Origin of the sequence: Flavobacterium galactosidilyticum, assembly GCF_020911945.1 — a bacterium.
GTDB lineage: Bacteria > Bacteroidota > Bacteroidia > Flavobacteriales > Flavobacteriaceae > Flavobacterium > Flavobacterium galactosidilyticum.
In genome coordinates, this window is the sequence record NZ_CP087135.1 from 1,630,618 (window position 1) to 1,646,077 (window position 15,460).

General features: G+C 32.9%; 12 protein-coding genes. 10 read left to right on the plus strand and 2 right to left on the minus strand.

What is annotated here, in order from left to right; all coding sequences use genetic code 11:
• Window positions 1-174 precede the first annotated feature (174 nt).
• From LNP27_RS07110 to LNP27_RS07155, 9 genes are all read left to right on the plus strand, one after another.
• A complete protein-coding gene (locus LNP27_RS07110) occupies window positions 175-1,569 on the plus strand; it encodes a glycosyltransferase family protein (protein WP_229943905.1) in 1,395 nt (464 codons plus the stop codon).
• Between the two features lie 52 nt (window positions 1,570-1,621).
• Window positions 1,622-3,055 carry an MBOAT family O-acyltransferase gene (locus LNP27_RS07115; protein ID WP_229943906.1) on the plus strand — a complete coding sequence of 478 codons (1,434 nt, stop codon included), beginning with the start codon at window positions 1,622-1,624 and terminating at the stop codon, window positions 3,053-3,055.
• A 192-nt stretch (window positions 3,056-3,247) separates the two neighbouring features.
• Window positions 3,248-4,126, plus strand: coding sequence for a hypothetical protein (locus LNP27_RS07120; protein ID WP_229943907.1), 879 nt, complete (start codon window positions 3,248-3,250; stop codon window positions 4,124-4,126).
• 99 nt (window positions 4,127-4,225) lie between these two features.
• A complete protein-coding gene (locus tag LNP27_RS07125; protein WP_229943908.1) occupies window positions 4,226-5,608 on the plus strand; it encodes a hypothetical protein in 1,383 nt (460 codons plus the stop codon).
• 1 nt (window position 5,609) lies between these two features.
• Window positions 5,610-6,761 (plus strand): glycosyltransferase family 4 protein, encoded by a 1,152-nt coding sequence (locus LNP27_RS07130; protein ID WP_229944042.1) that lies wholly within the window; start codon window positions 5,610-5,612, stop codon window positions 6,759-6,761.
• A gap of 177 nt (window positions 6,762-6,938) precedes the next feature.
• A complete protein-coding gene (locus LNP27_RS07140) occupies window positions 6,939-8,054 on the plus strand; it encodes a glycosyltransferase (protein WP_229943909.1) in 1,116 nt (371 codons plus the stop codon).
• On the plus strand, window positions 8,054-9,133 hold the full coding sequence (locus tag LNP27_RS07145; protein WP_229943910.1) for a glycosyltransferase family 4 protein: 1,080 nt from the start codon (window positions 8,054-8,056) through the stop codon (window positions 9,131-9,133). Before LNP27_RS07140 ends, LNP27_RS07145 begins: the two co-directional genes overlap by 1 nt.
• The gene (locus tag LNP27_RS07150; protein WP_229943911.1) at window positions 9,130-10,473 is read left to right on the plus strand and encodes an O-antigen ligase family protein; all 1,344 of its coding nucleotides are present in this window, start codon (window positions 9,130-9,132) and stop codon (window positions 10,471-10,473) included. Before LNP27_RS07145 ends, LNP27_RS07150 begins: the two co-directional genes overlap by 4 nt.
• Before the next feature lie 150 nt (window positions 10,474-10,623).
• Window positions 10,624-12,018, plus strand: a complete 1,395-nt coding sequence (locus tag LNP27_RS07155) for a sugar transferase (protein WP_229943912.1) — start codon at window positions 10,624-10,626, stop codon at window positions 12,016-12,018.
• Window positions 12,019-12,032: 14 nt separating this feature from the next.
• On the opposite strand, the gene LNP27_RS07160 is transcribed toward LNP27_RS07155, so the two are convergent.
• Window positions 12,033-13,172: a lipoprotein N-acyltransferase Lnb domain-containing protein gene (locus LNP27_RS07160; RefSeq protein WP_229943913.1), complete on the minus strand. Its 1,140-nt coding sequence runs from the start codon at window positions 13,170-13,172 to the stop codon at window positions 12,033-12,035.
• A gap of 285 nt (window positions 13,173-13,457) precedes the next feature.
• The gene (locus tag LNP27_RS07165; protein ID WP_487318929.1) at window positions 13,458-14,528 is read right to left on the minus strand and encodes a putative type IX sorting system protein PorV2; all 1,071 of its coding nucleotides are present in this window, start codon (window positions 14,526-14,528) and stop codon (window positions 13,458-13,460) included.
• A gap of 216 nt (window positions 14,529-14,744) precedes the next feature.
• Between LNP27_RS07165 and LNP27_RS07170 the strand changes: the two genes are divergently transcribed.
• Entirely contained in the window at window positions 14,745-15,455 is a 711-nt protein-coding gene (locus LNP27_RS07170) for a CDP-alcohol phosphatidyltransferase family protein (RefSeq protein WP_229943914.1), read from the plus strand.
• The last annotated feature ends 5 nt before the right edge of the window (window positions 15,456-15,460 follow it).

Genomic DNA, 15,460 nt, shown 5'->3' on the forward strand with positions numbered 1-15,460 from the left:
CAAGCGAATAATACGTTATCAAATTGAATTTTAGTTGTTTGTATAAGTCTTATTTATGGATCAATCTATCTGGATTTCATAAAGTTTGATGCGAATCGTTTACTTTATTTTTCAACTCCAACTAGAATAACGATATTTGGTCCGTAAATAATCAAAACAGTTTAAATATTTTTAATGCCAAACAAGAAGATTTTTATATTACTACCCGATGGTGTAGGACTGCGGAATTTTGCCTTTTCTAACTTTTATCAATTAGGGATTGATGAGGATTTTGCTATTACCTATTGGAATGCTACCCCATTTGATTTAAAAGATTTGGGATTTGAGGAAATTAAAATTCAAAATTCAGCATCGCATCCGTTTACTGAACTATATAAAAATGCACGTAAGCATATTGAGTTAAGCAAAAGTGTAGCTAGAAATAAAGATACTGTGTATGATTCGTATCGCTTTCCGTTTGCTTATGATGGTATAAAAAAAGCATTAAAAAGCGCATTTACCCAATTTCTGATCATTACCCATTCTACCGAAAGAGGTTTATCGCACATTCGGGAGCAAATAAAAAACAAGGAACGCAAAACTTTACACTATCGTCAAAGTGTGAAAACCTTACAAAAGGAACAACCCGCTTTGGTTTTTTGTACAAATCAACGTCCTATGACTGCTATAGCGCCTGTATTAGCAGCTCAAGATTTAGGAATTCCTACAGCTACTTTTATTTTTTCATGGGACAATATCCCGAAAGCGACGATGGTGGTCGAAACTGATTATTACTTTGTATGGAGTGATTATATGAAGCAGGAGTTGCTTTCTTATTATCCTTATATTAATCAAGATCAAATTTTTATTACTGGAACACCACAATTCGAGTCTCATTTTGATTCTAGTCAATTACGATCCAGAGTGGCGTTTTTTGAACAAAACAAGCTGGATTTAGATAAAAAATACATTTGCTATTCTGGCGATGATGTTACAACAAGCCCGAATGATCCAAAATACCTAGAAGATGTTGCAATTGCCATTCGGAAACTGAATAAAAGAGGACATTTGCTTGGTATTGTTTTTCGTCGTTGTCCAGTTGATTTTTCTAGTCGTTTCGATAAAGTATTGGATGATTATCAAGACGTAATTACTGCGGTTGCACCACTTTGGGAAAAAGTAGGTGCGGAGTGGAATACTATTCTCCCTACTCAAGCTGATGCTGATTTGCAAATAAATACGATTGCCCATACTGAAATGGTAATTAATTTAGGTTCCTCTATGGTTTTTGATTATGTGGCTCATAATAAGTCTTGTGCTTTTATAAATTATGATGTTGCAAGTAAAAATTTGAAGAATTGGTCTGTGAAAAAAATATACGATTATGTTCATTTTCGGTCCATGCCAAATAAAACTGCTGTTTTATGGATAAACAATCCAGAATCAATAGCCGGAATAATCGAGAGCGTAATTGTGGATGATCGACCGTCTATTAAAAGTGCACAGCAGTGGTTTGAAATCATTAACCAACATCCTCCAGCCGAAGCTTCGAGCCGAATTTGGACGTCTATTAAAAAAATTATTTCTTAATAATAATTCCGTTCTTTGCGTTTTTAATTAGTAATGAATTTTTTGCGTTCCTATGTTTTTTAATTCCTTCGCTTTTGCTGTTTTTCTGCCGATAGTATTCGTATTGTATTGGTTTGTTTTTAATAAAAACAAGAATACCCAAAATGCAGTCCTCATTATAGCGAGTTATTATTTCTATTCTTGTTGGGACTGGCGTTTTTTATTCTTGTTGGTTTTCTCTACGTTTTTAGATTATTATACAGGCATTCGCATTGAAAAAGCCAAGACTGCAATGGGTCGAAAATTATGGTTTTGGATGACGATCACCATAAATCTCGGATTTTTAGGCATCTTTAAATACTATAATTTTTTTGCGGACTCATTTTCAAATTTACTGAATGGGTTTGGGATGCAAACAAGTCCTTTACTACTCAACGTAATTCTGCCTGTGGGTATTTCCTTCTACACCTTTCACGGCTTGTCATACGTAATTGACATTTATTTAAAAAGAATAAAAGCAGAACATAATTTTGTCGATTATTCGCTGTTTGTCAGTTATTTTCCATTGCTGGTGGCGGGACCTATTGAAAGAGCGACTCATTTATTGCCTCAGGTGAAAGTTAAAAGAACTTTTAATTTTGAAAAAGCCAAAGAGGGAATTTACCAGTTTATTTGGGGATTAGTCAAAAAAGTGGTTATAGCCGATACGTGTGCTACCTATGCCAATGCCATTTTTGATAATCATGAATCTATGAATTCGCTATCGTTAATTTTGGGAGCAGTCTATTTTGCGTTTCAAATTTACGGAGATTTTTCGGGCTATTCGGATATGGCTTTGGGGATGTCTAAATTGTTTGGAATCGACTTACTCCGTAATTTCAATTATCCGTATTTTTCCAGAGATATCGCTGAGTTTTGGCGGCGTTGGCACATCTCACTTTCGTCCTGGTTCCGAGATTATTTATACATTCCATTAGGAGGAAGCAATGGTGGCAATGCGATGAAAATTCGTAACACGTTTATTATTTTTCTGGTGAGCGGTTTTTGGCATGGTGCCAATTGGACTTTTATAGCTTGGGGGTTTATTAATGCGTTGTATTTTTTACCGCTATTGCTCTTAAAAAGAAATCGCTCCAATATAGAAATGGTTGCGCTACAATGGGATTGGAGTTCCATTAAAGTTTTTTTGAATATCCTAAGCACTTTCGCATTGACGTGTTTCGCTTGGATATTTTTCCGTGCTAAATCAATAGGCGAAGCTTTTGATTATATTGGAGGTATTTTTGGTAACAGAAGTTTTCAGTCTCAATATTTAGAAAACGAACGCTATAATTATGAAATTCTGCTTTTAATTGGTGCTTTTGTACTAGTAGAATGGAATTATAGAACGCAAGTGGAGCCTATTTCAGGAAGATACGGCACATTAAAAGTAGCGTTATGTATTGCAGCGATTATAGCGCTAGGAACTTTTTCTGATTACAAAGAATTTATTTATTTTCAGTTTTGATTTCCAATCGAGTGCAGTCGAGATTATTTTGAAAGAAGATAGGTAATTATTGCTTTTAGATCGACTTTAATTCTATTGCCAAATCGAGCGCAGTCGAGATTGTTTTAAAAGAAGATACGTCATGATAGAACGAGTTGAATTATCAAATTGTTTGTTTTTAATGATTTGAAAAAACACTAATAGAATTTACAAATGAAACAGTTTTTAATTTATACAGCCAAAATTCTCTTACTAACCTTTTTACTGCTAGTGATTTTAGACATTGTATATACTCAAGTTTATTTGAATTCCTCCTATAGAGGGAAAATAGACTATGTTTACAATTCAAATGCTAGAGAATATGATGTGGTAGTTTTGGGTTCCTCCAGAGCCAATAATCATTTTGTAACGGCACTGTTTGAAGAAAAACGAATAAAAGCTTTTAATTACGGAATGAGTGGCGGACATTTGTTTGAAGCCGATTTATTGCTGAAACTAATGGTAGAGCGAAAATATAAAATTAAAAACCTAATATTAGAAACAGATTTAAATCTGTCTAATGAAAGTCGGTCTGATGCTGTTACTGCTAAGTTTTTACCTTATATTCATCTTTCAGAGCCGATACAAAAACAGTTTTTAAGTGAACCGGATTTTAGGCTAATTTATTACGTTCCTTTTTATCGCTATATAAAATTTGATAACGCAATTGGTTTTCGGGAAATGTATAACCGTTTGATTCATGAGCAGACTAACACACTCAAAAATGGAGGGTTTTATGCGTTGCAAAATAAAAAAGGAAATATGAAAAATGATATCAGGGCTTTAAAACCAATTCACAATAAATATTATGAAGAGATAAAAGAAATTTGTAAAACCAATGATATCAATTTGATTGCCATTATGACTCCTATGTGCAGTAACACAAAGGGTTTGGATTATTTTGAAAAAGTAAATAAAATATATCCTGAAATTCATAATTATGAGAATGTAGTGCTTGAAGATAAGTATTTTTCCTCTTGTGGTCACATGAATGACGCTGGTGCAAAACTGTTTACTGCTAAAGTTATTAAAGATTTTTTTAGTAATTATTAAAGAATGGATTGTTATTAGTGTATTTTAGAATTCCGTAATTATTAGAAATTGAAAATAAAAAAAAGTTAGTGAAAATGCTTTAACTGTGGTATGATTAAAATGATAAAAAAAGAAAAAATAATGTTGCTTTTTCCAGACGGTGTTGGTATTCGAAATTACCTTTACTCTGATGTTTTTAAGGGGGCCAAAGAGGAGTTGGTTTTGCTACATGATTTTGATGAAGCTACGATTAAAACATTGAAAGAGAACGTTATTTTTTCCGAAGACCTGCGTATTCCTGTATACAAAGAAACGATAAAAGAAAAGTTTTTACGAGAGTTAATTTGTCTTTCTAGATTGTATTGTAATAGTAAGAAAGTAGCCAATTTAAGTTTGTTAACTAATTGGAATTGGAAACAAAATACACTATCAAAAAAAATATTTTATACTTCGATTGAAATCACAGCTTCATTTTTTAAGAAATATTCTAGTATTCTAAAATTAGAAAAATGGTATCAAAAAGCAATTCGTAACACTAATTTTTATGGAGAGGCAAAATCAATTTTAGAAATAATGGGGCCTAAAATAATTTTTTGCTCTCACCAAAGAGCCTTGAAAGCGGCTCCTTTTTTTGCAGCTGCAAATGATTTGGGTATTCACACAACTACGGTTATTTATTCTTGGGACAATTTACCAAAAGCCAGATTAGCATTGCGTGCGGACAGCTATTTAGTTTGGTCTGAAAACATGAAAAAAGAAATGGAATTGTATTATCCTGAAATTCCAATTACAACAATTCATGTTACGGGCACGCCTCAATTTGAGTTTTACGATGATCCAAGAAATGTTATGGAAAAAGAAACTTTTTTTAAAAAATATAAACTGGACCCTTCAAAGAAAATTATTTGTTTTTCAGGTGATGATATCAAAACGTCTCCTGACGATCCAAGTTATTTAAAAGACATTGCAGAGGAAATTACTAATGCTGGTTTGCATGGAGCTTATCAAATTTTGTTGCGCAGATGTCCTGTAGATGTATCGGGTCGATTTGATGAAGTGGTAAAGAGGTATAGCGATTTAATTCGTGAAGTTCCACCTTTATGGTATTATAATTCCTCTAAAGATTGGACATCTGTCTATCCCTTAGAAGAGGATGTGAAATTATTGGTGAGCACCGCTTTTTATTCAGATGTAGTAGTAAATGTAGGTTCTACGATGGCTTTCGATTTTGGAATGTTCAACAAGCGATGTATTTTTATTAATTATGATCAGCAAAATAAAACAGTAAAAGATTGGTCCGTAAAAACAATTTATCAATATCAGCATTTTAGAAGTATGCCTTCTCATAATGCCGTTATTTGGTTGAATAGTAAAGAAGAAATTGTTGAGAAAGTAACTAATAGTGAATATGATTCTAACTATATGAAGCTTTGGAAAGAAATTGTGATTGGTGATCACTTGAATGCATCACATAGTATTAAAAATAAACTTAAAATTGATTGATATGCACATCTGTTTCTTAACTAATGAATATCCTAAAAAAGGCTTTCCACACGGTGGTATAGGTAGTTTTGTGAAGACTATTGCTGCTGCATCGATTCAGGATAATATTAGGGTAAGTGTGGTTGGTATCAATTATACCAATGTTGATGAAAATGAAACAGATAATGGTGTGTTTATTTATCGCCTTAGAAAAAACAGTGTTAAGGGACTAACATGGTATTTGAATTCAAAAGCAATTAATAAAAAAATAGAGGAAATTCATAGTCAGCATTCGATTAATATTATAGAAGCTCCAGAATTGGGTTTTGCTTTTATCAACAAAATAAAAGGAATTAAATACATCATTCGCTTACATGGTGGGCATCATTTTTTTGCTGAAGGTGAAAATAGAGGGATAAACAAATGGAAAGGTTTTCAAGAAAAACGTTCATTTAAAAAAGCCGACGCTTTTATAGCTATCTCACAATATGTTAAAAAGCACACCGAACAGTATTTAAGTTATAATAATAAGACAGTAACATGTATTAATAATCCTATAGATACATTATTATTTAGCCCTGTAGAAGGGAAAGAAATAACCAGAAGAATTGTTTTTGCCGGGACAGTGTGTGAAAAAAAAGGGGTACGACAATTAATTCAAGCGTTTTCTTTGGTCAAAAAACAATTTCCACAAGCTACATTGGACATTTATGGTAGGGATTGGTTTTACCCTGATGGAAGTTCTTATGTAGCGATGTTAAAAAAAACTGAACTCCCTAAATTAGGAGAGATTGCGCAAGATATCCATTTTCATGGCGCAATAGGATATAATGAGATTCCTTTAAAATATGCAGAAGCAGAAGTTTGTGTGTTTCCATCCCATGTAGAAACTCAAGGCTTAGTAGCTCCAGAAGCTATGGCAATGGAGAAGGCGGTTGTTTTTACTAAACTTGGACCAGGTTCGGAAACTATAACAGATTATGAAACGGGATTGCTGTGTGATCCGCATAATCCCAAAGATATTGCAGACAAAATTGGTTGGTTTTTCTTAAATAAAGAAAAGTCGGCACATATTAGAATTGAAGCCAGAAAATTTGTTTTACAGAATTTTGGAATTGATAACATTGTTAATCAGAATAAGATATTTTTCGAGTCATTAATATTGAAAAAGTAGAGTTAAAATTGTTTTCATGATGTTTTATTTAAAATAGCATTCCATAACGATACTTTTGACATTGATTCGATTTAGCAATATATTTACAACGCACAAACGCAAAGAAGCGCTTACAGAAGCATTGGGAAGAACCATGGGTTGGTGGAGTTTAATTTTTAATAAGCCTAAAGAAAACTAATGAAATTTGCCGTTATCACGCATGTTCCTCATATCGTAGTGCATAACCAACATTTTGCTTACGCGCCTTATGTGCAGGAAATGAATGTTTGGGCAAAGCAAGTGACAGAATTAATTGTTGTTGCACCAATTTCATTATCGGAGAAAACTGCAATTGATAGTGCTTATAATCATCCTAAAATTACATTGATAGCCATTGACACATTTGATGTATTGACTTTAAATAACCTCTTGCTAGCGATACTAAAAACACCTAAAATTAGTTGGCACATATACAAAGCAATGTGCTCCGCTGATCATATTCATTTGCGTTGCCCAGGAAATATGGGATTACTAGGATGTTTAGTTCAAATCCTTTTTCCAGCTAAACCAAAGACAGCTAAATATGCCGGTAATTGGGATCCAAAAGCAAAGCAGCCATGGACGTATAAACTTCAAAAATGGATTTTATCCCATACATTCATAACACGCAATATGCAAGTATTGGTCTATGGCGAATGGAAAAATCAGTCCAAAAATATCATTCCGTTTTTTACAGCAACCTATGCTGATGCCGATAAAAAAAACATTCAGGAAAAAGCATTGAATCAAACTATTCGTTTTGTTTTTGTTGGTGCTTTGGTAGCTGGAAAAAATCCTTTGTATGCAATTCAATTAGTCGAAAAACTGGTTTATAAAGGTTTTGATGTTAGGTTAACTGTTTTTGGTGAAGGAATAGAACGTGATCACTTAGAGCGCTATGTTGCTTTGCATGATTTAGCTGAAATTGTTTTTTTTAAAGGAAATCAAAATCAAGAGGTGGTAAAAATAGCCTATCAAGAAAGTCATTTTGTAGTTTTACCTTCTAAAAGCGAAGGTTGGCCTAAAGTGATTGCCGAGGGAATGTTTTGGGGTTGTGTTCCAATAGCCACAAAAGTATCATGTGTGCCTTTTATGTTGGACTTTGGCAAAAGAGGAATTTTAGTAGAGATTAATATTGAAAGCGATATTATGCAAATCGAAAATATTTTAATTGATCAGGACCGCTTTGATAGCATGCAAAATAATGGCGCAGTATGGTCCAGAAATTATACGATGGACTTTTTTGAATCGGAAATTAAAAAAATGATACTCTAATGCGCATTATTCAACTTATAGATTCTCTTGAGGCGGGTGGTGCTGAACGTATGGCGGTAAGTTATGCGAATGCATTGGCGGAAAAAATTGAATTTTCAGCTTTAGTAGTAACTCGAAAAGAAGGTCCTCTTTTAAATCAGATCGAACCAAAGGTTTCTTATTTATTTTTAAATAAAAAAAGGACAATAGATTTTAAAGCAATATACAGTCTGAGAAGCTTTGCAAAGAAAAATAAGGTTACAATCATTCATGCTCATAGTACCTCGTTTTTTTTAGCGTTTTTAGTGAAAGTAGCGTTTCCTTCAATTCAGTTGATTTGGCATGACCATTATGGTGATAGTGAATTTTTGGGTAAAAGACCAACGCTGGCTTTACGATTACTAATGCCTTATTTTAAAGGAATTATAGCAGTAAACCATAATCTCCAAATTTGGAGTAAGCAAGAATTAAAATCAAAAAATGTAATTTATCTTCCTAATTTTCCTTCCAACGAAAAAAAAGTGGCTAGTAAGACTTTTTTAAAAGGAATAACGGGCAAACGAATACTTTGTTTGGCAAACCTAAGGGCTCAAAAGAATCATTTTTTACTACTTGATGTGGCCAAGAAGTTAAAAGAATCGCACCCTGAATGGACCTTTCATCTTGTTGGAAAAGATTTTGAAGATCTATATTCCCAGAAAATTAAGAATCGTATTGTTACTTTTGATTTAGAAAAAAATGTGTTTCTTTACGGTACCAAAGACGATGTTGGAAATATTATAGAACAATCAAATATAGGAATACTAACATCAGATTCTGAAGGATTGCCTGTATCATTATTAGAGTATGGATGGCATAAAAAAGCGGTTGTCGTTACAAAAGTAGGAGAAGTTTCTTCCTTGGTGACAAATGAAAGCAATGGATTTCTAGTAGAGGTTCGACAGACGCAATTGTTCTATGAATCTGTTGTGAAATTGATACTCAATGAAACTTTGAGAAATGACTTTGGTATTGCGCTGTATAATGCAGTTGTTAAAAATAATTCTGAAGAAACAATTCTGAAGAAGTATTTAAATTGGTTGCAAAATATTTATAAATGAAAAAAGAGGATCAATCTTATCTCTATTTAATTCTTATCCATCTCATAATTGGCGTGGTGGTTTTTTTGCTTCCTTTTACTGCTAAAATATATGGATATTCCATATTTATTTTTGGTGTTATTTATATCATTAAAAACCAAAATAGAAATAACGAAGTACTTATTGCCGCGGCTTATGTTGTAGGAAGTGAGGTTTTTTTGAGGATGACTGGAGGCAATCCTTTATACGAGATTTCAAAATATGGGGTGATGTCCTTTATACTAATGGGGATGTATTACAGCGGTTTTTCTAAAGGCGCAGTTCCGTATTGGATTTTTCTGTTGTTATTAGTGCCAGGTGTGGTGATGAGTGCTTTTGTGTTGAATTTTGATACTAATATTCGGAATGCAATAGCCTTTAATATTTCGGGACCCGTTTGTTTAGGATTGGCTTCCCTTTACACCTTTAGACGTAAAATAGCATTGGAGGAAATAAATACTATTTTACTCAGTATGGGACTGCCTATCGTTACTTGCATGGTGTATTTGTCCTTGTATACACCCAACGTACAGGAAGTGATAACGGGAACCGAATCTAATTTTCAAACTTCAGGTGGTTATGGTCCTAATCAGGTAGCTACTGTTTTAGGTTTGGGGATGTTTATTTTTTTTTCCAGATTGATACTGGATTCTAAAACTAAATTCCAAATTATAATCAATCTAATAATCGCTTTAAATATTACGTATAGAGGAATGGTGACTTTCTCCAGAGGTGGAATGATTACTGGATTCTTGATGATTGTTTTGTTAGTGGTGTTTTTATACTTTAAATCGAACTATACTGGAAAAGTAAAGTTGAATTATATCATTATGCTACTTGTATTTGCTATGCTGGGAACATGGGCATACACTTCTTTTCAAACGGGTGGTTTAATTGATAAACGATATGCCAATCAAGACGCCGCAGGAAGAGTTAAAGCGAGTCAGTTTACAGGTAGAGAGGACGTAGCTCAAAATGAGATAAACACCTTCTTGAAAAATCCAGTTTTTGGTGTAGGTGTGGGTAAAGGAGCTGAAGTAAGAGAGGATGAAACTGGCATACAAGTGTTGTCCCATGATGAAATTACTCGAATGCTTGCTGAGCATGGTGCATTAGGAATAGTAGGGTTGCTAATTTTATTTTTTACACCTTTAGTTTTATATTTAGAAAATAAGTTTAATATGTTTTTGTTGTGTTTTGTTGCTTTTTGGTTTTTAACCATAAATCATGCTGCAATGCGAACCGCTGCACCGGCCTTTGTATATTCCTTGTCCTTACTTAATGTTCGGTTGGCTTTTAATAGAAGTGGCAAAAGTGATTAATATTTTAACTTGCGGGAAGCGACTTTTTTTTGAAAATTATATTTTGTAATCAGCCGCACTACTAAATCGAGTTTTTTTATCGTAATTAAGTTTTCTTGATTTTTTTTAGCTGCAAAAGCATTACATTGCGATTAAAATTATAAATACCACATGTTTTCAGTAGATAAAATGCATTTTGAAATATCAGAGCGAAAGTTGATTCTTCGTCTTTTTGACGTTCTTTTTGTTTTGTTTGCTTTGTATGTGACGGGACAGTTATTTGCTTTTGACTATTTTGTCTTTTCTACGACCAATTATTACTGGATTTTAGTTCTCGCCTTGTACATTAATGCGTTTGGTACAATATTCGAAATGTACAATCTTCAAGTAGCTAGTAACCAGTATCAAGTCTTAAAAAGTACGCTAATTACCGCTTCTACAACTGTTTTAGTGTATTTATTGACTCCTGTTTTTTCACCAAAATTACCTTCTAATCGGCTACAAATCTTATTGTTTTTCCTGGTTATGTTTGTGGCTTTGTATACATGGAGAATATTATATGTGAAATTTTTGGCCTCGACTCGATTTTTTCAGAATGCAATATTAATATTTGATCAAGAACGGGTAGAAGAGTTAGTTAAGGGTTTGGAGAACATTGATCCTCACTATAAAATTATTGGTTTTGTAAATACTGACGGCAAAGAACAAGAGATTGAAGAGCTTCAGAATGCAAAGTATGTGCAAAGAAGTGATCTATTTACTTTTGTAAAAAATAATGGTATATCGGAAATTGTAATAGCATCAAAAATAACGGATGGAATTACTGCTGATTTGTACCAACAATTACTCCGTTTACTGGAATCTGGTACAATAATTAGAGAGTATAATCAGGTTTACGAAAGTAAGACTCAGCGAATTCCTGTGCATTATATGTCTAGAGATTTCTATAGTTTTTTTCCTTTTAGCCGTAGCAATCAAAACAAATTATACCTGCTAATTGTTCGCCTTTCCGAGATCATAATTTCTATATTTGGTTTAGTGTTGGGTGCGATTTTATTTCCAATTATTATGATTGGAAACGCTATTGGGAATAGAGGTAAGTTGTTGTACTCACAACCACGTGTTGGTAAAGACGGTCTTGTTTTTGAGATTTTAAAATTTCGAACTATGGTAAAAAACGCCGAAACTAATGGAGCTGTTTTTACCGCGATCAACGATTCTCGCGTAACTGCTTTTGGAAAATTCATGCGTAAAACTCGAATAGATGAATTTCCTCAGTTTATCAATATTTTAAAAGGCGATATGGCCGTTATAGGACCACGACCAGAACGTCCTTTTTTTGTAAAAGAAATTGCTCAAATTATGCCTTTCTATGAAACTCGGCATGTTGTTAAACCAGGACTGACGGGTTGGGCACAAGTGAATTATTCATACGGTGAAACAATTAATGACAGCTTAATAAAGTTACAATACGACTTGTATTATATCAAACACCGAAGTATATACCTAGATTTGAATATCGTCTTTAAAACCATAACTACCGTGTTGTTTTATAGAGGTCAATAGAATTCTGATAATCACTAGATAATTATAGGAATTCGCTTTTTATTTTGAATTGCTATTCTAACTAAAAGAATTGAATTTGTAATTATCAACGGCAATACTATAGCAAAATATGCTTTATTAATTACAAAGAAGAGATAAACGACAAGCAAAATAATAGTAAATAACGCCAGGTTATAAATCCCTTTTTTGTTTTTCGTCCCATATAAATAAAGTAATCCTAATAGAGTAGGATTAAACAGCAAAATATTATAGTTATAACCTAATTCTAAGTGCTGTGAATAAAAGCCAAAAAACGTAAAGAATAGCCCTAAAATTCCCATGATGCTGAGGTAAAACAAAGAAACACTTTTCTTGTTGATTAAAACAATAAGCAAAAGGAAGAAAATATAGGTATAAACATTATTCCACCACGAAAATGGAGTTTCATTTTTGAATTCAAGTAACGTTTTGTTTTCTTTTACCAAAGGGTGGTTTTCAAAAGAAACTTTACTTAGACTCTTTTGTAATTCGTAAGGTAGAAATATTTTTGTCCCAAGTTGGTCTACTTTTTTTCCGAAAATAATACTCGTGCCTAATTTCTCGTAAAAATGCCCATCGAAATACGGGTATAAAATAGTTCTGTAGGTTACAGCAGTCCCTTCTTTTTTAACGATGGTATTAGCATTCAATGTCTTGTTTATAATGTCAACAACCATCGAGGTGCAATTTTTATCGATAAATTTATAAGTGTAATAGCTTTCGCCAGATGCTAACGAATTATTAAGATTGTCAAATAACTTTTGCTTTAGCGTAGCAGGAATATTCAGTTCCTGCTCGTAAACGGATCTTTTTTCATATTGATATTGATTGATAAAATCAGTGAAAGAGTGTACTACAGCAAAGTATTGTAAGTCACCTTTTGTAAACTTCATTACAAAATTAGGCGTATTAAAATCAAAAGCGCCATAATTGTACACAACATCAATTGCATTAACACTGTCTTGAACTCTTATTGCAGTGTGGCCAAAAAGCGAATACGATTCATTTCCCGTTCCGCAGGTGATAACGCTTACATGTGTATCTGGTGAAAGCACAATATTTTGCCCAAAACTAATAATCGAAATGATTAGAAATAGTAGCGAGAATGAAATTTTTTTTAATGATGCGAAATTCATTGATGTAAATTTTAATAGATAAGCATTTGGATTTTAATAGACTAATTCAAATATTTGATTTTCGTTTACGCATGTAAAACAAATTGTAACAGCTTTTTTCTGAAATTAAACACTTCTTTCTTCGATTTTCATACAGTCTTAATCTGATTTAGTAACACATAATCTTCAAGTAATCTGATCTATTATTACCAAGTTAAAATCTTAGATTTCTTAAATGTCTTGCATGTTTTTAAAAAAGACATGGAACTGTACGTTTCTAATTAACTAATTGTTTCTAACAGAAAATTAATTTCTAAACAAACCCAAATCAACTTTGATTGAAAAAATATTTGAATATAAAGCGGCACTTTGATTGCCTAAATCCGTTAATGCATAATCGATTTGAACGCCTTTGTATTTGAATCCTAATCCTATATTTGGCTGAAAACCCACCTTTTCAGTACTATCTAATTGTTGTATGTTCTGAAAGTTACCTACGCCTGCGCGAACAAAAACCAAATCAGTATAGCCAAATTCCAGCCCTAATGCGGGATCGATACTCACAGTATTAGTCGAAATAATAGCATTGGTTTTTGTAAATTGCATATTCATATTGGCTGCAGCCAAAATACTGTAATCGTACCTAATGATAAATTTTTTGGCGATTCCTAGCTGTGCTTTCGGTGCCGTAATCTCTGTGTTTTCTGGTAAATCTTGATTTTGTCCGGGAATGGCATCCGCAATTTTCTGATATTCTTTCTCGTCAATATTCCATACATTGTATGTGGTAGTAATATCGCGAAGCATCAGGCCAAATTGCCAGTTGTTTTTTTCGAATTGGATTCCAGCATCAAATCCAAAACCCCAAGAATTAGCAAACTTGCCTATAACTCTGCGGATTATTTTGGCATTTACTCCATATCGAAAACCCGGAACAGAAAGTTTTCGAGCATAAGAAAAAGTGAAGCCATAATCAGCAGCTGAAAAAAGACTAATTCGGTTGTAATCAATATTTCCTTGGCTATCGATTAATTCGGTAGTATTTAAAATATCATCGACACCAAAACGAATTAAAGAAACGCCCCAAGCGCTGCGGTCATCAATAGGGCTGGCGTAAGCCAAATAATCGTATTGCGCGATATTAGCAAAATAACTAGCGTGCATTACAGATACTTGATGGTCTTCCAGATGGATTAGTCCTGCAGGATTCCAATATCCAGCATTGACATCGTTAGATGAAGCGACAACCGTATTAGACATACCTAATGCAGCGGCATCTACGCCAATATTCATAAATTCATTAGAGTATTTCCTAACAGCTTGACTGTAAATAACAGCAGAAATTAGAAGAAATAGAAATAAGAAAGATTTTTTCAAATGAACATTTTTTTACAGACGAGAGAACTGTTTAATTTTCATCAAAAATATAGTTTTTTTGTGAGCTTACATCTTCGTTTTAGCAAATTAATGGCAAAGTGAAATTCTCTATTAAAAAACGCATTTCTCCTTCACTTATTATATTAAATTTGTCACCTTTGAAGCACTGTTTCAATTACAATCAAAAATGAATTTGAAAGAATAAATAATCTACTTATGAATATTAAAAAACATATCCCAAATTTAATCACATTACTCAATCTGTTTTCAGGTTGTATTGCTTTAATTTTTGCTTTTAAAAGTGATTTTGCAATGGCTTTTTATTTTGTTTCTCTCGGAATATTTCTTGATTTTTTTGATGGATTTTTTGCTCGATTATTCAAAGTGTCGAGTCCGCTTGGATTACAATTAGACTCTCTAGCTGATATGGTTACTAGTGGCGTAGTGCCTGGTTTAGTAATGTTTCAAATGATGAGTAGTAATACCTCTACAGAAGGCATTATGCAGTTTTTTCCATTTTTAGGATTTATAATTGCATTAGGGTCTTGTTATCGCTTGGCTAATTTCAATATAGATACGCGTCAAACGGATTCATTTATTGGTTTACCAACACCTGCTAATGCACTTTTTATTTTAAGTTTGCCCTTAGTTTTACAATTTTCAGAATCCTTGTTTGTTCTCGAACTTTTAACAAATCAATGGTTTTTACTTATAATTACACTCTTAAGCGCTTATATGTTGAATGCCGAGATTCCATTATTTTCATTAAAAATAAAGAAATTTAGTTTTAGACAAAATGCGTTACAAGTTATCTTTCTCATATTGTCTGTTCTATTGTTGATTTTCTTTCGATATTTAGGGATTCCTTTATTGATTCTCCTATATGTTTTGCTTTCTGTAGCGAATAATAAGGTGCTTCAAAAGTAATTTTG